The sequence below is a fragment of the Pararhodobacter zhoushanensis genome (genome assembly GCF_025949695.1).
In the GTDB taxonomy this organism is placed as follows: Bacteria; Pseudomonadota; Alphaproteobacteria; order Rhodobacterales; family Rhodobacteraceae; genus Pararhodobacter; species Pararhodobacter zhoushanensis_A.
Genome location: NZ_JAPDFL010000001.1, coordinates 570,183 through 592,812 on the forward strand (window position 1 = coordinate 570,183; position 22,630 = coordinate 592,812).

The 22,630-nt window shown below is 64.7% G+C and carries 13 protein-coding genes and 1 pseudogene; 5 read left to right on the forward strand and 9 right to left on the reverse strand.

Annotation, left to right across the window (positions count from 1 at the left end):
• Position 1 precedes the first annotated feature (1 nt).
• From OKW52_RS02910 to rho, 5 genes and pseudogenes are all read right to left on the reverse strand, one after another.
• Positions 2-790 carry a ParA family protein gene (locus OKW52_RS02910; protein WP_264504375.1) on the reverse strand — a complete coding sequence of 263 codons (789 nt, stop codon included), beginning with the start codon at positions 788-790 and terminating at the stop codon, positions 2-4.
• A gap of 2 nt (positions 791-792) precedes the next feature.
• Complete coding sequence (rsmG, locus tag OKW52_RS02915) at positions 793-1,416, reverse strand: 16S rRNA (guanine(527)-N(7))-methyltransferase RsmG (RefSeq protein ID WP_264504376.1); 624 nt, start codon at positions 1,414-1,416, stop codon at positions 793-795.
• A complete protein-coding gene (mnmG, locus tag OKW52_RS02920; RefSeq protein WP_264504377.1) occupies positions 1,406-3,277 on the reverse strand; it encodes a tRNA uridine-5-carboxymethylaminomethyl(34) synthesis enzyme MnmG in 1,872 nt (623 codons plus the stop codon). The genes rsmG and mnmG overlap by 11 nt, the downstream gene beginning before the upstream one ends.
• A complete protein-coding gene (gene mnmE / locus OKW52_RS02925) occupies positions 3,274-4,569 on the reverse strand; it encodes a tRNA uridine-5-carboxymethylaminomethyl(34) synthesis GTPase MnmE (protein WP_319800448.1) in 1,296 nt (431 codons plus the stop codon). The genes mnmG and mnmE overlap by 4 nt, the downstream gene beginning before the upstream one ends.
• Before the next feature lie 40 nt (positions 4,570-4,609).
• A pseudogene (gene rho, locus OKW52_RS02930) lies at positions 4,610-5,866 on the reverse strand (transcription termination factor Rho); the annotation flags it as partial.
• 485 nt (positions 5,867-6,351) lie between these two features.
• Here rho and OKW52_RS02935 point away from each other — a divergent pair.
• From OKW52_RS02935 to OKW52_RS02955, 5 genes are read left to right on the forward strand one after another with little or no spacing between them, the layout of a single operon-like run.
• Positions 6,352-6,948, forward strand: coding sequence for a Maf family protein (locus tag OKW52_RS02935; protein WP_264504378.1), 597 nt, complete (start codon positions 6,352-6,354; stop codon positions 6,946-6,948).
• A complete protein-coding gene (locus tag OKW52_RS02940) occupies positions 6,945-7,766 on the forward strand; it encodes a shikimate dehydrogenase (RefSeq protein WP_264504379.1) in 822 nt (273 codons plus the stop codon). The genes OKW52_RS02935 and OKW52_RS02940 overlap by 4 nt, the downstream gene beginning before the upstream one ends.
• Positions 7,763-8,359: a dephospho-CoA kinase gene (gene coaE / locus OKW52_RS02945; protein ID WP_264504380.1), complete on the forward strand. Its 597-nt coding sequence runs from the start codon at positions 7,763-7,765 to the stop codon at positions 8,357-8,359. The genes OKW52_RS02940 and coaE overlap by 4 nt, the downstream gene beginning before the upstream one ends.
• Positions 8,352-9,041, forward strand: a complete 690-nt coding sequence (gene dnaQ, locus OKW52_RS02950) for a DNA polymerase III subunit epsilon (RefSeq protein WP_264504381.1) — start codon at positions 8,352-8,354, stop codon at positions 9,039-9,041. Before coaE ends, dnaQ begins: the two co-directional genes overlap by 8 nt.
• Positions 9,031-10,206: a TIGR03862 family flavoprotein gene (locus OKW52_RS02955; protein ID WP_264504382.1), complete on the forward strand. Its 1,176-nt coding sequence runs from the start codon at positions 9,031-9,033 to the stop codon at positions 10,204-10,206. Before dnaQ ends, OKW52_RS02955 begins: the two co-directional genes overlap by 11 nt.
• Here the strand turns inward: OKW52_RS02955 and OKW52_RS02960 are convergent.
• From OKW52_RS02960 to OKW52_RS02975, 4 genes are read right to left on the reverse strand one after another with little or no spacing between them, the layout of a single operon-like run.
• Positions 10,184-10,816, reverse strand: a complete 633-nt coding sequence (locus OKW52_RS02960) for a 4'-phosphopantetheinyl transferase family protein (protein WP_264504383.1) — start codon at positions 10,814-10,816, stop codon at positions 10,184-10,186. The two genes, OKW52_RS02955 and OKW52_RS02960, sit on opposite strands and share 23 nt — an antisense overlap.
• A 10-nt stretch (positions 10,817-10,826) precedes the next feature.
• Entirely contained in the window at positions 10,827-15,329 is a 4,503-nt protein-coding gene (locus OKW52_RS02965) for a MupA/Atu3671 family FMN-dependent luciferase-like monooxygenase (protein WP_264504384.1), read from the reverse strand.
• Positions 15,330-15,354: 25 nt separating this feature from the next.
• Complete coding sequence (locus tag OKW52_RS02970) at positions 15,355-16,269, reverse strand: glycosyltransferase family 2 protein (RefSeq protein ID WP_264504385.1); 915 nt, start codon at positions 16,267-16,269, stop codon at positions 15,355-15,357.
• Positions 16,266-22,595 (reverse strand): type I polyketide synthase, encoded by a 6,330-nt coding sequence (locus OKW52_RS02975; protein WP_264504386.1) that lies wholly within the window; start codon positions 22,593-22,595, stop codon positions 16,266-16,268. Before OKW52_RS02975 ends, OKW52_RS02970 begins: the two co-directional genes overlap by 4 nt.
• Positions 22,596-22,630: the final 35 nt, after the last annotated feature.

Here is a 22,630-nt window from a genome sequence, read left to right on the forward strand (position 1 = left end):
GTCAGGCTTCCTCACGCAGATCGTGGTTATTCTTCAGGAACTCCCGCGCAAAGGCACGGTAGGCCATCGATCCTTTGGACAGTGGATCATAGGTCAAAGCGGGAACCGCAAAAGACGGCGCTTCGCTGAGGCGGACGTTCCGCGGAATCACGGTTTCATAGACCAAAGCGCCCAGCGTATCGCGGGCGTCGCGTTCGACCTGTTGCGACAGATTGTTGCGTTGATCGTGCATGGTGAGCAAAACACCTTCAACGCGCAGGTCGGGATTGGCCGTTTGCCGGATCTCACGGATGGTGAGCATCAACTGTGACAGGCCTTCGAGCGCAAAAAACTCGCTCTGCAGCGGGATCAACACCGCATGCGACGCGACCAACGCATTTACGGTGAGCAGATTCAGCGACGGCGGGCAGTCAATCAGGATGTAATCGAAGGCAAACGGTGCAAGCGACGCACTGGCGAGTCCATCGCGCAACAGATAGCTGCGTTTGTTGACGTTATAGAGCTGAACGTCAGAAGAGGACAGTTCCGTCGTGGAAGGGATGACGTAGACGCCCTGCGTTTCGGTCTGAACCACGACAGAGCCCGGGTCAGCATCCCCGAGCAACAGGTCATAGATTGTCCGGCTACGCTGATCCAGACCGATGCCAAGACCGGTCGACGCGTTGCCCTGGGGATCCATATCGACGACAAGCACCCGCTTTCCAAGCTCTGCGAGACTCGCCGCGAGATTGATGGCCGTCGTCGTCTTGGCGACTCCGCCCTTTTGGTTGGCGATGGCTATCGTCTTCATGTTCATATGTCCAATGGTCGCAGGTCGCGTACAATCAGGATCGTGCTGTCGGGGTCCGCTTGGCTTGGTCGGGTCACATAGTCGAAGTGCCACGATTGCTGCGCTGCTTCAACCTCTTGTGCATGGTTGCGTCCCTTTGGCAGCAGCGCAATCCCCCCTGCGGCCATATGGCGGTGACAGTAAGACAGCAAGAGCGGCAGCGGTGCCAGTGCCCGGGCGGAAACGATATCGGCATTGGCGGGGTCGGCCTCTTCAAGGCGGGCGCGCCTGACCGTGACCGGCAGGTCAAGGTCGCGCGAAATCGTCGCCAGAAACGCTGCTTTTCGGGCGTCGGATTCGATGAGGGTAAAGCTGGCGTCGGGATTTTGTTCCTTGCTCAGAATAGCGACAACCATCCCCGGCAATCCCCCGCCCGACCCCATGTCGCACCAGCGCCGAAACTTTGGTGGTGCGTGCGTGAAGAGTTGGGCAGAATCCAGGATGTGCCGGTTCCAGATGTCGCTATGGGTCGACTTTGCGACAAGATTTATGGTCTGCGACCACTTCAACAGGGCTTGAACATACGCCTCAAGCCGCACTTGTGTTTCACGTGAAACATCCACGGCCCGCCATTCCTCAGGCTTCAAGGCTGCGTTCCGTCTGCTCGGCAATCTTCAGATGCGCCATGATGGTGATCAGGGCGGCGGGCGTCATGCCTTCAATGGCACCGGCATCGCCAATCGTTCGCGGACGGTGTGCTGACAGCTTTTTCTGCAATTCGCTGGAGAGGGACGGCAGTGCCGTATAGCTGAACCACGCGGGAATCGGCGTTCCGGCTTCGCGCTTGAGCTGCTCGGCCTCTTTCACCTGCCGCACCAGATAGGGCGCGTAGAACGCCTCACGCGCTGCCTGTTCAAGGTCATCGCGGCGGGCGTCCGGGAAGACCGCCATCAGCGCGCTCACATCACGCCCCTCACCCAAAGCCTGGCCTGCAAATTCAAGATACGAGCGTTTCTGCCCGTCTCTCGGGGGCACGATGCCAATCTGCTCGTAATCGCTTTTGGGTGGTGCCGATGCGGACAGTTCAATTTTGAGGTCGGCAATCCGGCTGCATTTGCGCTCAAACCCGTTCTGACGCTCTTCCGTCACCAAGCCACCAGCGGCGCCAATCGGCGTCAGGCGCTGATCAGCGTTGTCAGCCCGCAAACTCAATCGGTACTCGGCGCGTGAGGTGAACATTCGATACGGCTCGGTCACGCCACGCGTCACCAGATCATCGATCATGACGCCAATATAGCTGTCGAACCGGGTGAGCGTGACCGCGTCCGAGTCCATGGCAACAGCAGCGGCGTTCGCGCCCGCAAGCAGACCCTGAGCGCCCGCTTCTTCGTACCCGGTTGTCCCATTGATCTGTCCGGCAAGAAACAAACCCGGAAGCGCCTTCAGCTGCAAACCGCGGTCCAGCCCGCGCGGATCGAGGTAATCGTATTCGATCGCGTAGCCAAACTGCAGGATCTCGACGGACTCCAAGCCTTTGATCGACCGAAGAAAATTAGTCTGAACCTCTTTTGGTAGCGACGTCGAAATCCCATTCGGATAGACCGAATTGTCGTCCAGGCCCTCAGGCTCCAGAAAGACGTTATGCGAATCCTTATCGGCGAAACGCGTTACTTTGTCCTCAACCGATGGACAATACCGTGGTCCGATCCCGGTGATGTTACCCGACCGCATCGCCGACAAATGCAGGTTCTCGCGGATGATCTGGTGCGTCACGTCGTTTGTCGCAGTAACGCCGCAGGCAATCTGCCTGGCCTCAGGCTGCGTGTTCAGGAACGACATCATCACCGGATCCGCATCCCCTTCCTGCCGACCGACGACGCCCCAATCGATGGTTTTGCCATCCAACCGCGCCGGCGTGCCGGTTTTCAATCGCCCGACACCTTCAGCGACATCGCGCAGTCTGGTGCCAAGCAAATCAGCTGCCTTTGCCCCACGCCGCCCCGCTGAAATACGCTCGGTCCCGATATGTATCTCGCCGCGCAGGAAGGTACCGGTTGTCAGGACGACGGCGCAGGCCTTGATGACACTCTCGTCGGCCAAAAGAACGCCGATAACGCGGCCGGCTTCCATGACCAGATCGACCACTTCGCCTTCAAGCACCTCCAGCGACGGCTGCGCCTGAACATAGCGCTGGGTAAACTCGGCGTAGCGCCGTCGATCGGCCTGAACTCTGGGCCCCTGAACGGCCGGACCGCGTGACCGGTTCAGCAGCCGATACTGGATCCCGGCATAATCCGCCGCCAATCCCATCATCCCGCCAAGCGCGTCGATCTCGCGCACCAGATGCCCTTTGCCGATACCGCCAATCGCTGGGTTGCACGACATGACGCCCAGATCGCTGACACGAAACGTGATCAACGCTGTGCGCGCGCCGCGCCGGGCAGCCGCCAGGGCCGCTTCAACGCCCGCGTGACCTCCGCCGACGACAATCACGTCATAATGTTTCACGTGAAACGAGCCCCTACTTGCCGATACAGAACGACGAAAAGATTCTGCCCAAGCACATCTTCTACATCGACGCGCCCAATGATTCCATCCAAGGCGCGAACCGCCATCTTCACATCTTCTCCGACGAGGTCCCAACTCAATCCCGACTCCAAGCCTGAAACCGCCGCGTTGATTCCGTCCCCCGCACGCGCCAGATTGCCGAAGTGTCGCTCGCGCGTAAAGACCGAGGAAGACGCCGCCCGCCCCCCAAGGCATTCCTCGATCGTCGCCAGCAACACGGCAACACCCGCGCCCGTCTTCGCCGAGATGCCGTCAAGCCCCCAGAGATCTGCCTTCGACAGCACGACGATATCGCCTGCAACAACACCAACCGGCTCTTCCCCCGGTTCGCTCAGCAGAAAGATCCGCAGATCCGCAGCCGCCGCGCGGGCGCGTCCACGTTCAATCCCGATTTGCTCGATCTCATCATCCGCGTCGCGCAACCCGGCCGTGTCAATCAACGTCACGGCAAGGCCACCAATCTCCATGCGAACCTCGATCACATCCCGAGTGGTCCCGGCCCGCGAGGACGTAATAGCCGCATCGCGACCTGCTAACGCATTGAGAAGAGTTGATTTTCCGGCATTCACCTGCCCGACGATCGCCACCTCGAATCCGCTGCGGACCGCTTCGGCGGCAGAGCGTCCGGCGATCTGCGCCGCCAAGCCAGCCTGCACCCGCACCAAGGGCGCCAGGACGAACCCGGTCAGATCATCCGGCAGTTCTTCATCCGCGAAATCCAGTGCCGCTTCCAGCATCGCCAGCGCTTGCAACAAATCCTCACGCCAGCCATCAACAACACGGCCCGCCGCCCCGTCCAGCACCGCCAGCGCCTGCTTTCGCTGTGCTTCGGTCTCGGCGTCGATCAGATCGGCCAGCGCTTCTACCTCGGTCAGATCCAGCCGGCCGGCCAGAAACGCCCGCTTGGTAAACTCACCCGCCGTTGCCGCGCGCACACCTTCTAGCGCCAGACAGGCCCGCAGAAGCGCTGAGACCACGGCCACGCTGCCATGAACCTGAAATTCGCAGACCCGCTCACCGGTAAAGCTGCGCCCGTCCTCAAAGACCAGCACAAGCCCGCTGTCGATCTCGGCCCCGCTGGCATCGCGCAGCCGCGCCAGACGCGCCTCACGCTCGGGCGGAACACTCCCGGCCAGCGCCGCACAGACGTCCCAGGCCCGCGGCCCTGAGACGCGGACAACAGCCACACCCGCGCGCCCCTGCGCGGTGGCCAGGGCAACGATCGTGTCCATGAGAGCCTCCGAAAACCCGACGGATCAGGAGTTCATCGAGATCGAAGAACTCGCCGTTGGTCTTGGTCTGTTTGAGTTTCGAGATCAGGAATTCGATCGCATCCGTGGTCCCCATCGGGTTCAGGATCCGACGCAGCACGAAGGTTTTCTGCAGGTTGTTCTTGTCGACCAGCAGCTCTTCTTTGCGCGTGCCCGATTTCAGGATGTCCATCGCCGGGAACACCCGCTTGTCGGCCACTTTGCGGTCCAGCACGATCTCGCTGTTACCAGTGCCTTTGAATTCTTCAAAGATCACCTCGTCCATGCGGCTGCCGGTATCGATCAGGGCGGTCGCGATGATGGTCAGCGACCCGCCCTCTTCAATGTTGCGCGCCGCACCGAAGAAGCGTTTCGGGCGCTGCAGGGCGTTGGCATCCACACCGCCGGTCAACACCTTGCCAGACGACGGCACCACAGTGTTGAACGCACGGCCCAGACGGGTGATGCTGTCCAGCAGGATCACCACGTCGCGCTTGTGCTCAACCAGCCGCTTGGCCTTCTCGATGACCATTTCAGCGACCGCAACGTGCCGCGATGCCGGCTCGTCAAAGGTCGAGGACACAACCTCCCCCTTCACCGAGCGCTTCATGTCGGTCACTTCTTCCGGCCGCTCATCGATCAGCAGCACGATCAGATAGCATTCCGGGTGATTGCTGGCGATCGAATGCGCGATATTCTGCATCAACACCGTCTTACCGGTACGCGGCGGGGCGACGATCAGCGCGCGCTGACCCTTGCCCAGCGGGGCGACGATATCGATGATCCGGGCCGAACGGTCGCGGATCGTCGGATCCTCGATTTCCATGTTCAGGCGCTCATCGGGATAAAGCGGCGTCAGGTTGTCGAAATGCACCTTGTGGCGCGCGCGCTCGGGATCATCAAAGTTGATCCGCGTCACCTTGGTCAGCGCGAAGTATTTCTCATTCTCACCCGGCGCGATCATCACGCCCTCAACCGTGTCGCCAGTGCGCAGGCTGAACTGGCGGATCATTTCCGGCGAGACGTAGATGTCATCGGGGCCCGGCAGATAGTTCGCCTCGGTCGAGCGCAGAAAACCGAACCCGTCCTGCAGAACCTCCAAGACGCCATCGCCGCCGACTTCCCAGCCATCCTCGGCCCGCTCTTTCAGGATCGAGAACATCATCTCGCCCTTGCGCATGGACGGGGCGTTATCGATCTCCAGCTCTTCGGCCATCGACAGCAACTCTGCGGGCGTCTGTGCCTTCAGTTCGGACAGATTCAAACGGTACTCGGACATGGACAGCCCTCCACGATGCATCGACGCATCGGTTCTTCAGCAATGTAAATCGGGAAACACGGGCACCGGACGGCCCCGCTTTTCCAAACCTCTTAGGGAAAACGCAGATCCGAGTCAATCGGCCCGGTTCGGGCGCTACGACCCTCTTCCCTCTTCTAAAAAAGAAAGAATCTTAAAGGGTAGATGATGTAGTAGGGGCAGTGGATAACCACAGTTATGTGCTTACCCCCCAAACAATCCACAGCCCGTCTGAACTGAACTTGCCTGCAACATCCCATTCAAGTCGTTGACTCTGCGGCGTTAAGTGCCAGCGCCGTCCCCCCTGCCACCCCGGCGTCATCAATCCTTCACAGCCTGTTCACAGGCGTTATCCCGTGTGGAGAACTGCCCCTCGCGGCTTGACAAATGTGGGTACAACCGGCGATTTGGCCGCTGACACGCCTTGATCACAGCTTTGCCCCACGGCGCCGCACAGGGTTATCCCCATGTCTATCCTCACCCTTGCGTCCTCTTCCGCCATCCGCGCGACGCTTTTGCGCAACGCGGGCGTCGAGATTCAGCTCAAACCCGCCCGTATTGACGAGGACGGTCTGCGTGAGTCGCTGACCGCCGAGGGTGCCACCCCCCACGATATCGCTGACGCGCTGGCCGAGCATAAAGCCCTGCGCATCGCCTCTCGCGACCCTCAGGCGTTGGTTCTGGGCTGTGACCAACTGCTCGAATGTGACGGACAACTCTTTAACAAACCGTTAAATCCGCAGGACGCCCGCTGCCAGCTGACTGCCCTGCGCGGCAGAACGCACCGCCTGCACACCGCTGCCGTGCTGTATGCCCAAGGTCAGCCGGTCTGGCGGCATGTTTCCACGCCGCGGCTGACGATGCGAGACGTCTCTGACGCCTTCCTTGACAGCTATATTGCCGCCAATTGGGACGAGATCCGCCATTGTGTCGGCTGTTACCAGATCGAAGGGCCGGGCATCCGGCTGTTCAGCAAGATCGACGGCGACCTCTTCGCCATTCAGGGCCTGCCGCTGCTGGAACTGCTCGCCATTCTTACCCAACGCAAAGAGATCCCCGGATGAAACCCACGCTGCGCCTTGCCGGGGTCATCGGCGACCCCATCGCCCACAGCCGTTCACCACGGTTGCATGGGTATTGGTTGCAGCGTTATGGCATCACCGGGCATTACGTCCCGCTGCACATCAGGGGCGAAGATTTCGCCAAGTCTCTGGAAGTGCTGCCAAAGATGGGGTTCACCGGCGTCAACGTCACCCTGCCCCACAAGCACAGCGCGCTCGCACTGTCGGACCATATCACCCCTTTGGCCCGCCGGATCGGCGCGGCGAATACGCTGACGTTTACCGAAAATGGTATCGAGGCCGACAACACCGACGCCTACGGTTTCGCCCAGAACATCCTTGAGGCGCACCCCAGCTGGGCCCCGCGCCGCGTCGCGTTGATCGGGGCCGGGGGTGCCAGCCGCGCGGTGATCGCGGCCCTTCAGGATCTGGGCGCGGCAGAAATCCTGCTCACCAACCGCACCCAGTCCCGCGCCGAGGCGCTGGCGCAAGAGTTTGGCGCTGGCGTCATCGTTGTCCCATGGGCCGACCGCGCCGCCATGCTCGACGGCTGCGATACGTTGGTGAACAGCACCTCGATGGGCATGCAGGGCAACCCGGCGCTCGATCTGGATCTCAGTGCCCTGCCCCGCGATGCCATCGTTAACGATCTGGTCTACGCGCCTTTGGAAACGCCGCTTCTGGCCGCCGCCCGCGCCCGCGGGAATGCCAGTGTCGACGGGCTTGGCATGCTGCTGCATCAGGCCGCGCCGGGGTTCGAGCGGTGGTTTGGCGTGACGCCGCAGGTGGACGCCGATCTGCGCAAGGCGGTGTTGGCATGAGCCTTGTTCTTGGCCTGACCGGCTCGATCGGGATGGGAAAATCCACCACGACCGGGTTCTTCCGCGACGCCAGTGTGCCGGTCTGGGACGCCGATGCCGCCGTCCATGCGCTTTATGAGCAAGGCGGCGCTGCCGTCGCGCCCATTGGCGCGCTGCATCCGGCCGCGGTGAAGGATGGCGCGATCGACCGCGCCGCGCTGCGCGCGTGGATCGCGGCGGATGCCACAGCGTTGACGCAGATCGAAAGCGTCGTGCATCCGCTCGTCGGCCAGTCGCGCGCCGATTTCATCCGCGAAAACAGCGACAAACCCTTGGTCGTCGTCGATGTCCCGCTGCTGTTTGAAACCGGTGGCGACCGGGGTGTCGACGTCACCCTTGTCGTTTCGGCCCCCGCCGAGGTGCAGCGCGCCCGCGTGCTTGCCCGCCCCGGCATGACCGAGGCGCATTTTCAGACAATCCTGTCAAAACAGATGCCCGACGCCGAGAAACGCGCCCGTGCGGATCATGTGATCGAAACGCTGACCCTTGAACAAACCCGCGCCGATGTGGTCGACTTGGTGGCCAAGCTGACAGGAAAACTGCCCGATGCGTGAGATCGTTCTGGACACCGAAACCACCGGCTTTGAGCCGTCCGAGGGCCACCGTCTGGTCGAGATCGGCTGCGTCGAGCTGATCAACCACATGCCGACCGGCAACACCTACCACCAATACATCAACCCCGAACGCGGCATGCCGGCCGAGGCCTTCGCGGTGCACGGGCTGGGGGATGATTTCCTGCGTCCGCAGCCGAAATTTGCGCAGGTGGCACAGGCGTTTGTGGATTTCGTCGCCGGGGCCAAGCTGGTGATCCATAACGCCGCGTTCGACATGAAATTCCTGAACACCGAGCTGGAATGGATCGGCAAGCCCAAGCTGGAAAACCCGGTGGTCGACACGCTGGCGATCGCGCGGCGCAAGTTTCCGGGGGCGTCGGCGTCCCTTGATGCGCTGTGCCGCCGCTTTGGCATCGACAACTCGAACCGGACGCTGCACGGCGCGTTGCTGGACAGCGAGATTCTGGCCGAGGTCTATCTGGAACTGCTGGGCGGGCGGCAGACGGGTCTGGCGCTAAACACGCAGAACAGCCGCTCCAGCGGGCCGGTGGATACCGACTGGCGCGCGCGGCCGCGCCCGGTGCCGCTGCCGTCGCGCCTGACCGAAGACGAGCTGGCCGCGCATACCAAGATGATCGCGGGCATGGGCGACGCGGCGATCTGGCGCAAATATGACGCCTGACGCGCTGGTCATCGGCGCCGGTCCCGCCGGGCTGATGGCCGCTGACCGGCTGCTCGCCGCCGGGTTCTCGGTACTGCTGGCCGAGGCCAAGCCTTCGCCGGGGCGCAAGCTGCTGATGGCGGGAAAGTCCGGCCTGAACCTCTCGAAAGCGGAAACGGCTGAGCGTTTTCTGTCCGTCTATGCCGAGGCTGAAGACTGGCTGCGCCCGATGCTTGCTGTCTTTGGGCCTGACCAGGTGCAGGACTGGGCGCGCGGACTGGGGCAGGAAGTCTTCACCGGCTCATCAGGCCGCGTGTTTCCCAAGGCGATGAAAGCCTCACCGCTGTTGCGTGCGTGGCTGGGGGATCTGTCGGCGCGCGGGCTGGACCTGCGGACGCGGTGGCGCTGGGTGGGCGGGACGTCGTTTGCCACGCCCGAGGGGGTGCAGCAGGTGCTGCCCAAGGTCACCGTGCTGGCTATGGGCGGGGCCAGCTGGGCGCGGTTGGGGTCGGATGGGGCGTGGTCCTCGGCGCTGGCCGGGAAGGGCATCGCGCTGGCGCCGTTTCAACCGGCGAATATGGGCTTTCTGGTAAACTGGTCGCCGCATATGGCCAAACAGTTCGGCCAGCCGCTGAAAAGCATCGCGCTCATTGCCGGCACCCAGCGGGTGCGCGGTGAGGCGGTAATCTCGGCGCGGGGGATCGAGGGTGGCGGGATTTACGCCGTCAGCCGGGCGCTGCGTGAGGGGGCGGCGCTGTTCCTTGATCTTTTCCCGGACCGGGATGGCGCGGCTTTGGCCGAGAAGATCGCGGCGCGGCCCAAGGGTGAGACACTGGTGACCACCTTGAAAAAACTGGGTCTGTCGGGCGCGTCTCTGGCGCTGGCGCTGGAATGTGCACGCCCCTTCCCGGCTGAGGCGCCCGCGCGCGCTGCGCTGCTCAAGGCGCTGCCGGTGCCGCTGACCGGTCCCCGCCCGATGGATGAGGCGATCTCGACCGCCGGAGGGATCGCGCGCGCCGCGCTGACGGATGACCTGATGCTGCGCCAGTGGCCCGGCGTGTTCGCGGCGGGCGAGATGCTGGATTGGGAAGCGCCGACCGGCGGCTACCTGTTGACGGCCTGTCTGGCGACGGGTCGATGGGCGGGCGATGCTGCCGCGCGGTTCATGCAATCCCGGTCAGGATGAATCCACCACCGATGGCATAGCGCCCGGACAGGATATGGCCGCGCTCGAACGGGCCGACATTGCGCTGGAATTCGGCGTGAAAGGTGGTGTCGCCCAGCGTGATGCTGATCACCTCGAACCCAAAAAGCTCTTTTGTAACAGGATATTGCGCCTTATAGACGCATTCCTTGGCACTAAAGATCAGCTTGGCGCGGCGGGTGTCGGCCCCCAGCGCGGCGCGTTCTTTCGGCAGCAGGACGGTGCCGAAAACCTCGGTGGGAAGCGGTTCATCCTCTTCCAGATCAATACCGATCATGCCCTTGCCGACCACCGCCAGCGCCCAGCCCTGCGTATGGGTTATCGACCCCGCGACGCCCGCAGGCCAGACCGGCGCGCGGTCGGGGCCCATGGGGATGGCGACGGATTGACCAAGGGCGCGGCGGGCCGCTGTGCGCCCGGCAGCGAATTCGCGACGGCGCGCAGGGACCATCCGCGCGAGGGTTGCTTCTTCTTCCGGCATCACCGAAATATCGCCCGCCGAAGCAATGCCCAGTGCGATCTCTGGTGCAAAGACATCCGCCGCCAGCTTTTCGAGCTGACGGCGGATGGCGCTATGCGTCGGCAGGGTCATCCGAGTTTACTCAAGCGCTCCGCCCGCATCGCGCGGCGCCTGGACATCGCGTCAAGCCTGCCGCGCGCTGCTTCAGCCTCGACCGGGGCTGCGGGGGCGGGGTGGCGCTGACGGGTTTCAGCTTGGCGTCGATATGGGTGGCCAGCGCCGAAAGGACCGGAAAGCGGAACACATCGGTGATGGACAGACCGGGGAGTGCCAGCGCCTCGCGGATCTCACGGTGCGCTTGCACGGCCAACAGAGAATGGCCGCCCAGTTGGAAGAAATTGTCGCCCGGTTTGACTTCAGTCACGCCCAGAACGTGGGTCCAGATCGCCGCAATCCGCGCTTGGGTGTCGCCTGCATTGGCGGCGACCGGCGCGGCGATCACGGCGGGGCGCACCACGCCCGGCGCGGGCAGCGCCTTGCGGTCGATCTTCTTGTTGGGCGTCAGTGGGAAGCTGTCCAGCCTAAGGATCTGTGACGGCACCATATGCGCGGGCAATTGCGCGGCCAGCGTGGCTTTCAGCGCGCCCGTGTCGGCGTGGCCCAGCACATAGCCGACCAGACGCACGTCGCCCGGCACATCTTCGCGCGCGATAACAACGCTTTGCGTGACACCAGATTGTGCGTCGAGCAGGGTTTCAACCTCGCCCAGCTCGATCCGATAGCCACGGATCTTGACCTGATGATCGGCCCGGCCCAAGAAATCCACCGCCCCGTCAGCCCGCAGCCGCACCAGATCGCCGGTGCGATAGAGCCTCTCGCCGCCGATGGTGACAAAGCGTTCCGCCGTCAGTTCCGCACGTTGCCAATAGCCGCGCGTGACCCCCGCGCCGCCGATCCACAGCTCACCCTCAGCCCCCAGCGGAACCGGGCGCTGCGCCTCGTCCAGCACATGCAGCGTGGTGTTGGCGATGGGCGTGCCGATGCCGACAACGCCGTCACCGCCGGTGCTGCGCGCGGTGGTGGACCAGATCGTCGTCTCGGTCGGGCCATACATGTTCTGCACTGGCGCACCGGTGATCTGCGCCAGCTCAGACGCCAGCGCGCCCGGCAGGGCCTCACCCCCGACCATCATATGTTTCACGTGCGACAGCGCCGCGCGGGCCTCATCATTGCCGGCGAGCATGCGCGCCATGGACGGCGTGCATTGCAGATGCGTGACCTTGTGGCGCTGGATCTGTGCGGCGAGCGAGAAGTCACCGGCGTCCAGTTCCGCGGGTGCATTCGAGCGCCGCAGCACTTCGGCCAGTGGATAAAGCCCTTCGAGCACCTGCGCGGTGGGGATGCCATAGTCGATCAGGCAGCCGATCTCGGCGATGCCGATGGCTTTCAGCTGCTCAACCCGGCGCAGGCAGTCGTCCACCGTGCCAAACAGGCCGGAATCCTCGAAATAGCGGTTGAAGGCATAGTCCAGAATACCGTCGACCTCATCCTGACTGAGGCTGTCGAGGTCAATCTGCATCGGGTTCGTCACGCCCTGCGGTTTCTTGAACGCCGGGAAGGCCCAGGCGTATTGCTTGACCAGCCCGGCGGCGGACAGCAGGTAGCTTTTCATCGGCCCGCGCGCCGTTTCGCGCGCGACGTCGCGGGTGCGGGCGACATAGGTGTGCAGCATCAGCGTGACGGTGAAGTCCTTGGGATCATGCCCAGCCTTGCGCAGCGCGGCGTGGTAGATCTTGATCTTGCCCGCGACCTCATCAATCGACTGGCCCAGCAAGTGGGTCAGCACATGCGCGCCAATCTCGCCGGCTTCACGCCAGGTATCGGGGTTGCCAGCGATGGTCAGCCAGAGCGGCAGTTCCTTGGACACCGGGCGCGGCAGGGATTGCACGCTGCGCGTCTCGCCATTGTGGTCAAACTCGACCGCTTCGCCGCGCCAGAGTTTGCGCACGGTCTCGATGGTGTCGAACATCGCGGCCTTGTTGTGGGGGACCGAATTTTCCGGCCGCAGCACAAAATCCACCGGATGCCAGCCACTGGCCATCGCTACCCCGGCGCGGCCGTTGGTCAAGTTGTCGATGACCGCCCATTCCTCGGCGATCCTGAGCGGATGGTGCAGTGGAGCAACGCAAGAGCCTGATCTGACGTCGATATTCTTGGTTACCGCCGCGACGGCTGCGCCAGTCACAGCGGGGTTCGGGTAGGGCCCACCGAAGGCGTGGAAGTGGCGTTCCGGCGTCCAGATCGCGCGGAACCCGTGGGTGTCGGCGAATTTCGCGCCTTCCAGCAGCAGTTCGTATTTCTGCGGACCGGGGCCGTCGTCATTGCCCCAGTAGAACAGGCTGAAGTCCATTTTCTGGTCAGACACCGGCAGCGACCCGCCCGAGACCATCATGCGGTCCTCGTCCGAGGTCAGCACCAGCTTGAACCCGCGCGCCAGCGTCCAGAACAGCTCCAGCACCGAAATATCGAAGCTGAGCGAGGTTACGGCCAGCCACACCCCCGCCGGACCCTGCTGGATGCGGTCGTCCATCCCGGCGAAGAAATTGGCGACGTTGCGGTGTTCGACCATGACGCCCTTGGGCAAGCCGGTCGAGCCCGAGGTGTAGATCAGATAGGCGAGGTTTTCCGGGGCCGCCCCGGTGGCGGGGTTCTGTTCGCTGGCCGCCGCCAGCCGCGTGTCGGTGTCCAGCACCAGCAGTTGTGCGGCGTGGTCGGGCAGCGTGTCGATCAGCCCGGATTGGGTGACGATCACCGGCGCTGCACTGTCTGTCAGGAAGTGTTTCAGCCGGTCGGCGGGATAGGACGGGTCCATCGGCACATAGGCCCCGCCCGCCTTCAGAATACCCAGCGCGCCGATCAGCAGATCGGGCGAGCGGCGGGCGCAGAGCGCAACGGGCGTGTCGGGCGCGATGCCCATGGCTTGCAGCACATGCGCGACGCGGTTCGCCTTGGCGTTCAGCTGGGCGTAGGTCAGGCTTTGCCCCTCGAACACCAGCGCCGTGGCACCGGGGGTTCTGGCGACCTGCGCCTCGAACAGCTGGGCGATGGTCTGGTTGTCGAAGGGGCGGGCGGTGGCGTTCAGCTGGTTCAGGATCGCGCGTTCGGGGGCGCTGATCAGGTCCAGCGTGGCAAGGGGCGTTGCGGTGTCAGCGCTAGCCAGATGCGCGATGCGCCCGGCGCAAAGGTCGAGCGTGGCTTCATCCACCAGCGACAGGTCCGCCGAGAGTATCATGCCCTCTGATCCCTGAACGATGCACAGGGCGGTGCCGTCAATCCGCTCGCCTGCGGTGGACAGACCCAGCGCGGGGATGGGGATGGGCATCAATGCCGGGTCACGCCCGATCAGGTCGCGGGCGTAAGAGGGATGCTTTGCGGCGGTTTCGAGGGTCGCGGCAATGGTGGTTTCCAGCGCCGAGAGGCTGTCGCCCAGCGGCATCAGCGGCACCCAGGCGGCGATATAGCGTGGCGCTGCATTGTGCGCGGATTTGGTTTCAGCGCTGGTGAACGCCCAGCCGCTCGGCGCATAGGCCGACAGGATCGCAGCGGCGCGGGGGGCGGAAACGCCGGTCACGACGCGGGTGGCGATCCCCTGCCCGCCCGGTTTGGCGGCCAGCTCGGCGGCGGTGAAGCCGGTCAAGGCTTTGCGCCAATGCGCCTCGCCTGCGGTCACGCGCGCCATCGCGTCGGTCAGCGCTGGTTCTGGCGCGCGCAGGATTTCCCCGACGCTGGCAATGTCTTGCACCGGCAGACCGCCCAGACAGGTGATCCCGCTCAGCCGCACCGCGCCATCGGCGCAGGCGACGGTCAGGGTGTCGCCAGCCTCAAGAACCGTGCCCGCAGCACCCTGCCCCGCCGCAATCTCAGCCTGCCCGACTGCATAGACCCCGCGCGCGGTTTCAACTTTCGGCAGCGCCAGCGGGTTCCAGTAGCCTGCGTGATCCAGCGCGCGGACCGTGCGCACAATCTCAGCCGCCGGGCGGGTAAAATCGAGCCGCGCGGCCATTGCGGGCCGGTCATCGCGCAGCGTCAGCGTGCGCTGGCTCAGATCCTGCGCGCGCCGGTTCGGCACGCCCTGTTCCAGCGCGGTGATCACCGCCGGGAAACTCTCGATCGCCGCGCCATAGCAGCGGGCGTTCAGGGAAAAAGCGGTATCCTCGGGCGTGATCTCGAACAGCGCCTGCTCGACGATGGCGCCCTCATCGACGCCCCCCTCGATCAGGTGCCAGGTGATGCCGTGCTGCGCCTCGCCGTTCAGCAAGGCCCAGACCGGCGCGTTCAGACCGGCGTAGCGTGGCAGCGGTCCGTCGTGGAAATTGACCGCGCCCTTTGCCGCGCGGGCCAGCAGCGCGTCGGGCAGCAGCGAGAGGTTGGCAATCGACAGCAGCCAGTCGAATGGGGCTGTCACCCGCCCCTCGATCCCCTTGCCCGGCGCGACCACGGGGACGCCCGCCGCCGTTGCCCAGGCGATCACCTCGGCATTGCGGCTGGCGATGGTGGTGAGGGAGTGTCCGCGACCCAGCAGAAGCTTTGCGCCTTGAATCAGCAGGGATTCATTGCCAACCAACACACATGAAAACGGGGTCATCTTACTCTCCTGGGGGTCTGCGTACTCAGAGGCTATGTCGCAAAAGATCGCGGAGAAAGTGTGGCGGTGTCTGGCGCGGTTTGCGTTGCAAGACCACACGCAGGCCATAAATCCCCAGCCCCGCAACATGCGCCGCCGTCGCGGCCAGCGCATAGAGCCGCCCGTGGTTCTTTTCAAAATAATGTCGGCGCGAGGCAAACCAATAGCGCGGCACGCGCGCCCATTCCTTCATGCCCGTGCTGACCGAGCCGATGTGCATCACCCGGCTTTCCACCACATACACCGCCCGCCACCCGGCCCGCGCGCCGCGCAGGAAGAGGTCGGTTTCCTCGAAATACAAAAAGAACGTCTCATCAAACAGGCCGATCTGATCCAGCATCTCGCGCCGCATCAGCACGCTGGCCCCGGCGACCCAATCGACAAGGGTGGTCGTGCTGGGCAGGGCCGGGGCAACGATGGCGCTTTTCAGCAGCTTCGAGATCGGACCGGTCTTTGCCGCCCCTTCAAATTCGCTGGCGATCGAGGGGAAGCGGAAGGCGGTGGTATGCGGCGCGCCGTCTGGCCCGTGGATATGGCTGCCTGCAAAGCCGACCTGCGGGTGGGTATCGAGGTGATCCACCAGCACGCGGATCGCATCAGGCGCGGGAAAGGCGTCCGAGTTCAGGATATAGACGTAATCGGGCGCGGACCCGTCCGGCAGACCGGCGCGGATGCCGTGGTTATTGCCTGCACCAAACCCGCCGTTGCGCCCCGCTTGCAGCACGCGCACGCCGGGCCAACCGGCGGCGCTGAGCGCCTCATAGCTGCCGTCCTGGCTGTCGTTATCGACCACGGTGATCGAACCCTCGATTCCCTGCATCGCGGTGATTGCCGCCTCAACCGCGCGCGCCGTCATCTCGGCGGTGCGCCAGTTCAGGATGATGCACAACACGCTGCTCATGCTTCGGCCTTTGAGATCAGGGCTTTCAGCTTCGCCGCCATCACCCGCACATTGGGTTCCAGCACCATGCTGTCATGGTCGCCCGGCACCTCATGCACGCCCAGTTGCGGCATCCACGCAGACCAGTCGTTATCCTCGGACACGTATTCCTTGGCCTGACTGACCCAGCGGCCGCCGGTGACCTTCCAGTGCTTGTCCAGCGCCGGGCGGAACAGGGCGACGGGGGCGTCGTAGTGGTCAAGGGAAACATGCGGCAGCGCGTCGCGGAAGGCAGCTTCGATCGCGCGGTTGTGGAAACCGCTGTCCGCCTCGCCCTGCGCCTCTTCGGCCATGCGGGCAAGTTCCGCTTGCCACGCCTTACGCTCGGCCCTCCATTCGCCAAGGTAAGCCGGGCCTTTGCGGGCGAGTTCGGTCAGCTTGATCATCGCCTTGTCGGCGCGGCTCAGGCCGGGGCGCATCGGCAAGGGCGTGTCGAGCAGCGTGAGCAGGCGCACCTCTTCCCCGGCAGCGCGCAACTGCTTGGCCATTTCCAGCGCGGTCAGGCCACCGCCCGAGAAGCCACCGAGCAGATAGGGCCCCTGCGGCTGCACTTGCCGGACCTCGGCCAGATAATCCCGCGCGGCGTCATCCAGACGGGCATGCGGCTCGGCCCCACCCAGAAGACCCCGCGCTTGCAAGCCATAGAACGGGCGATCCGTGCCCAGCAGTTGCGCCAGATGGCGCAGGTTCAGGACGTTGCCGAACATACCGGCAACCAGGAAGAACGGGGTTTTCGGCCCGCCCTCGCCCTCATGCATCGGCACGAGGAACTCATAGCGCCGCACCGGGGTGGCGACCGCCGGCGCGTCGCCACTGTCCGAGATCCCGGCGATTTCGGCCACGCGGGCGGCGATTTTTTCAACCGTCGGGGCCTCGAACAGCACCGAGATGGGGAAATCCACCGACCACGTCTTTTTCACCCGCGCGAACAGGCGCACGGCGATCAGCGAGTGGCCGCCAAGGTCGAAGAAGCTGTCCTGAATGCCGACGCCCTCAACGCCCAGCAATTCCTCCCACATGGCAACCAGCATCCGCTCGACGTCATTGCGCGGGGCGATATAGGCGCTGTCCAGATCGGGACGCTCGAATTTCTGGCCGTCGCTGGCGGCGGTTTCCAGCGGTTGCGCGGATTCAGCGATCAATTCCGGCAGTGTCAGAGACGAAATCACCACCTGTGCCCGGACCACCGCCAAGGCGCGCAGGAAGCCCTCGGCCCCCTCAGCCGCGGTCAGCCCCTGCGCCAGATTGCGGGCGAGGCGTTCTTCGCCCGCGTTCAGCGCGCGGCCCTCACCGGGGGCGTCGCTGAATGCGACTTCCGACGGCAACAGCGGCGCGGGCGTGCCAAAGCCGCCCTCAAGTCGCTTGATCGTGAAGCGCTTGATCTGCGCGCAGATGGTGCCGTCGGGCATGGCGAGCGTGATGTCGAAACTGGCGAAACCCGGTTCTGCGGGCGCGATGCGGACGTGGCTGATGACCTGCGCGGGCAGGGCATGGAAAACGGTGACGCTGCCATAGCTGACCGGCACCCAGAGCGCGCGGCCGAGGTAGCCGGGGATCAGATCCATCGCCCAGCCGGTTGCCAGATCCATCAGCGCGGGGTGCAGGACGTAGCCCTGCGTGAGATCCGCATGGAAGGCGGGCGGCAAGGCCAGATGGGCGACGCCCTCGCCCGTGCCATAGGCCATGCGCTGCAACACGCGCCAGCGGGGGCCGAAATTGAGGTGGGCCTCCTGGCCGGTGGCGATGCCCTTCGTGTCCTCGGTGATGCCGGTCTGGCAGCGGGCGATCAGCGCGGGCACGTCCAGGGGCTCGGGTTGCGCGATGGGGCCCATGGTGATGCGCGCCTGCGCGTTCAGCACGAAACCCTTGCGCCCGCGCAGGGTTACATCCGAGCGCAGGGCGAAGTCATACCCGGCGTCCGAGCGCGCCAGCGTGACCTGAATGTCGCGCGGCTGATCCACATCGAGCGCGCGGAAGAAGGTCAGATCGGCGATCTCGAAGGGTTCGCCCTCGCCCTGCCCGTGCAGCGATTGCACGGCGATCTCCAGCAACCCGGTGCCGGGCACCAGCGCATGGCCATCCTTGGTGCGGTGTTCGTCCAGCAACCACATATCGGTGGTGTAGCGCGCCTTGAACACGCGGTTCATGGCGGCGTCGAAGCCCGCCGTATCCAGCAGAGGCACGGCAGTGGGCGTGTCAGGCATCGCCGGGCCCTGCCCCAGCCGCGTCGCCATGGCGTCGGCCGCCATACCGACCTCGGCCCAGATGCCCCAGTCGATGGCGGTGACCTTGGTCTTGCCACTGCGGGCCTTGGCCCACGCATTCAGGTATTCGTTGGCGGCGACGTAATCGACCTGCCCCGCCGGGGCGGTCAGGGTCGAGGTTGAGGAGAACACCACGATCCGCTCAACCGCGCCATCGGGCAGCAGGGCGTCCAGCACGCGGGTGCCGTGGACCTTGGGGGCGAAGACGCTTTCCACGCTGCCGACGGTCTTGGCGGCCAGCGGCGCGTCGTCGATGGCCCCGGCGGCGTGGATGACGCCGTAGAGCGGGCCGAAACGGGACTTGGTGGCGTCGATTGCGGCGCGCATCTCGTCGATGTTGCAGACATCGGCGGCGAGGGTGAGCACCTCGGCCCCCAGCGATTCCAGTCTCTCCACCTGCAGAATCCGGCGCATCAAGGGGCTGCCCTGCTCTTTGAGCGCAGGCCAGTCGGCGCGCGGCGGCAGGGCGGTGCGGGCGATCAGCGCGATCTTCGCGCCCGAGGTCCGGATCAGCGCCTCGGCCACCGATTGCCCGATACCGCCAAAGCCGCCGGTGATCAGCCACGCCGCGCCCTGCGGCAGCGCAGGCGCTTCAGGCAAGGGCTGCGCGCGCAGACGTTGCTCGAAGCGCTTGGTGCCACGCAGGGCGGCGATGGTGTTGGCGGGCGGCGTGAACAGCTCTTCCAGCAGCGGATCGGTCAGGTCAGGGTGCCCGCCGCGTTTGCGCGCGCGCGGGTCGATGTCGAGCGTCGAGACGGTCATTCCCGGCATTTCATGCGGCATGACGCGGGCGGGACCGGCGATCAGCGCCTTTTCCGGCCAGCGCAGCGCTTCGTCTTTCACCTGCGCGGCGCCGGATGTGATCACAGTTGTGTGGATCGGGCCGGTCAGCCCCTCAGCCGCGATGGTCTGGCCGAGGAACAGCAGCGAATAAAACCCCTGCTCGACATGCGCCTGAAACGCGGACGAGCCGGGGCGGAAGCGTTCCTCACCGCTGGCCAGCCAGAAATGCGCGATACGGGTGGGGAGAGTGCCGCGATGCACCAGATCTTGCAGGAGTTGGTCGTAACCTTCGCGCCCGCGCTCGGACGGCAGGGTATAGGCGCTGTCGGTGCGGCGGCGGAAGCTGTCGCCCGCGTGCACCTCGATCACCTTTTGCCCGGCGGCGCGGAGCTTTGTGATCACGGGGGCGGCGATGCCGTCCTGATCCGCGAAGATGAGCCAGGTTTCCTGCGGCGCCTCATGGAGTTCGCTGTCGACATCAAAGTCGATCTCGGCCGAGCGCGCGACCCAGGCCAGCCGCGTGCCCATGTCGGCGATGTCTTCGATACGAGCGGGCAGCGCGGTGGCGGTTTCGATGCTGGCTGTGGCGGGGGCGATGAAATATTCGCGGCGGTCGAAGGGGTAGCCGGGCAGCGGCAACTTCACGCGCCTCGCCTCGCCCCAGATCTGCGCCCAGTCGAACGTGCCGCCCAGTGCCCAGATCCGGCCCAACAGGCCCATGTGGTAGGCGTCGTCGGCGATGTCCTCATCGGGATGCCGCAGGATGGCCAGAACCTGCTGGCCGGGCACCGCGCCGTGCATGCGGGTGAGCGAGGACAGCGCCTTTCCCGGCCCCACCTCGATCCAGATGCGATTGGGCTTTTCGGCAAGGTTAGAGACACAGTCGGCGAACATCACCGTGCCGCGCAGGTGCTGGGTCCAGTAGTCGGGGCTGGTCGCCTGCTCAACCGTCAGCGGCTGACCGGTGCGGTTGGAGATGATCGGCAGGCTCGGCGCGTGCAGCGGGATCGAGGCGAGATAGGCGCGGAAGCGGGCAAGGATCGGTTCCAGCATCCGGCTGTGCGCGGCGATGTCGATGGCGATGCGCTGGGTGTCATGGCCATCGGCGGCAAGGCGCTGGGCGAGGTCATCAAGTGCTGCATCCGGCCCGCTGACCACGGTCAGCTCGGGCGCGTTGACCGAGGCGATGTCGAGATCGCCGAGGTAGGGCGTCAGCGCGTCGACCGAGAGCGGCACCGACAACATCCCGCCCGCAGGCACCGTATCGAACAGCGTGCCGCGCAGATGCACCAGACCGATGCAATCCTCGAAGCTGAGCACACCGGCCAGACAGGCGGCGGTGTTTTCGCCCATGGAATGACCGACCAGCGCGGCAGGCTGCACGCCCCAGCTCATCAGCATCTGCGCCAGCGCGTATTCGGTGATCATGATCAGCGGCAGCTGGACAGACGGGCGCTTGAGCGTCTCGTTGGCCGCATCCTGCGACCCCGGTTCGGGCAGCCAGAGCGCGCGCAGGTCATAGTCCAGGCGCGGTTGCAGCAGATCAAGGCCGCGGTCCATCCATTCGGCGAAGACCGGCTCGGTTTCATAGAGATCGCGGGCCATGCCAGCGTATTGCGCGCCACCGCCGGGGAACAAGAAGACCACATCGGGGTTGTCGAGCGCGGTGTGGCTGAAGACGCGGCGCGGGTTGTCGGTTTCCAGCAACTCGGCGGCCTCAAGCGCCGTTTCGGCGACGACGACGCGGCGCTTGTCAAAGGCGCGGCGGCCTGTGTGCAGCGTCCAGGCGGTGTCGGCCAGATCCAGAGCGGGATTGGCGCGCAGATGCGCGGCGAGGTTTTGCGCCTGCGCGTCGAGCGTGGTTTTCGAGCGGGCCGAGAGGGTGAACAGCTGGAAGGGCCAGTCACTGCCGCCGCTGGCTTCGCGTTCGGGCGCTTCTTGCAGGATCGCATGGGCATTGGTGCCACCAACGCCCAGCGAGTTGACGCCCGCGCGGCGCGGGTGGTCGCGCTGTTCCCAAGACGTCAGGGCGGCGTTGACGGCGAAGGGCGAGGTTTCAAACTCGATGGTCGGGTTGGGGGCCTCAAAGCCCAGCGACGGCGGCATCTCGCGGTGGTGCAGCGAGAGCGCGACCTTGATCAGGCTGGCAACCCCGGCGGCAGTGTCCAGATGCCCGATGTTGGTCTTGACCGAGCCGATGCGGCAGAACTGCGTGGCCTCGGTGGTTTCGCGGAAGGCCTCGGTCATCGCCGCAACCTCGATCGGGTCGCCCAGATAGGTGCCGGTGCCGTGGCATTCAATATAGTCGATGGTCTCGGCGGGGGTGTCGGCGACGGCCTGCGCCTCGGCGATGCAGCGCGCCTGACCTTCGACCGAGGGGGCCAGATAGCCTGCCTTTTGCGCGCCGTCGTTGTTGATGGCAGAACCTTTGACCACGGCCCAGATGTGATCCCCGTCCGCCACGGCATCGGCCAGCCGCTTCAAGACCACGCAGCCCGCGCCCGAGCCGAAAACCGTGCCCTGCGCGCGGTGATCGAAGGCGTGGCACTCGCCATCGGGCGAGAGGATCTCGCTTTCCTTGTACAGATACCCGCGACCCTGCGGCAGTTCGATGGTCACGCCGCCCGCCAGTGCCAGGTCGCATTCACCGTTCAGCAGGGATTGCGTGGCATAATGCAAAGCGACCAGCGAGGTCGAGCAGGCGGTCTGTACGTTGACCGAGGGGCCGCGCAGGTCGAAGATATGACTGACGCGGGTGGACAGAAAGTCCTTGTCGTTGCCGGTGTGGCGCAGCAGGAACATGCCGACATCGCGCACCAGATCGCGGTTCGAGCAGAGGTTGAAATAGAAATAGCTGCCCATGCCGCAGCCGGCATAGACGCCGATGTTTCCCGTGAAACTCTCAGGCACAGCCCCGGCGTTTTCCAGTGCTTCCCACGCCACTTCAAGGAACTGGCGGTGTTGCGGGTCAAGGATGGCGGCTTCCTTGGGCGAAAAGCCGAAGAAATCCGCGTCGAAATCGGCGAAACGGTCCAGCGGCGCGGCGAAGGGGACGTAATTGGGCAGGCGCATCACGGCGGGGTCTTCGCCCGCAGCGAGCAGCTCATCGTCCGACAGCCGCCGGATCGCGCGCAACCCGTTACGCAGGTTGTGCCAATACGCGTCAACCGTCGCTGCTCCCGGCAAGTGGGCGGCCATCCCGACAATGGCGATATCGGTTTCACTGATCCCGGTGGACATATTTTACCTGCGCAACACTTCTATAATGATGGGAA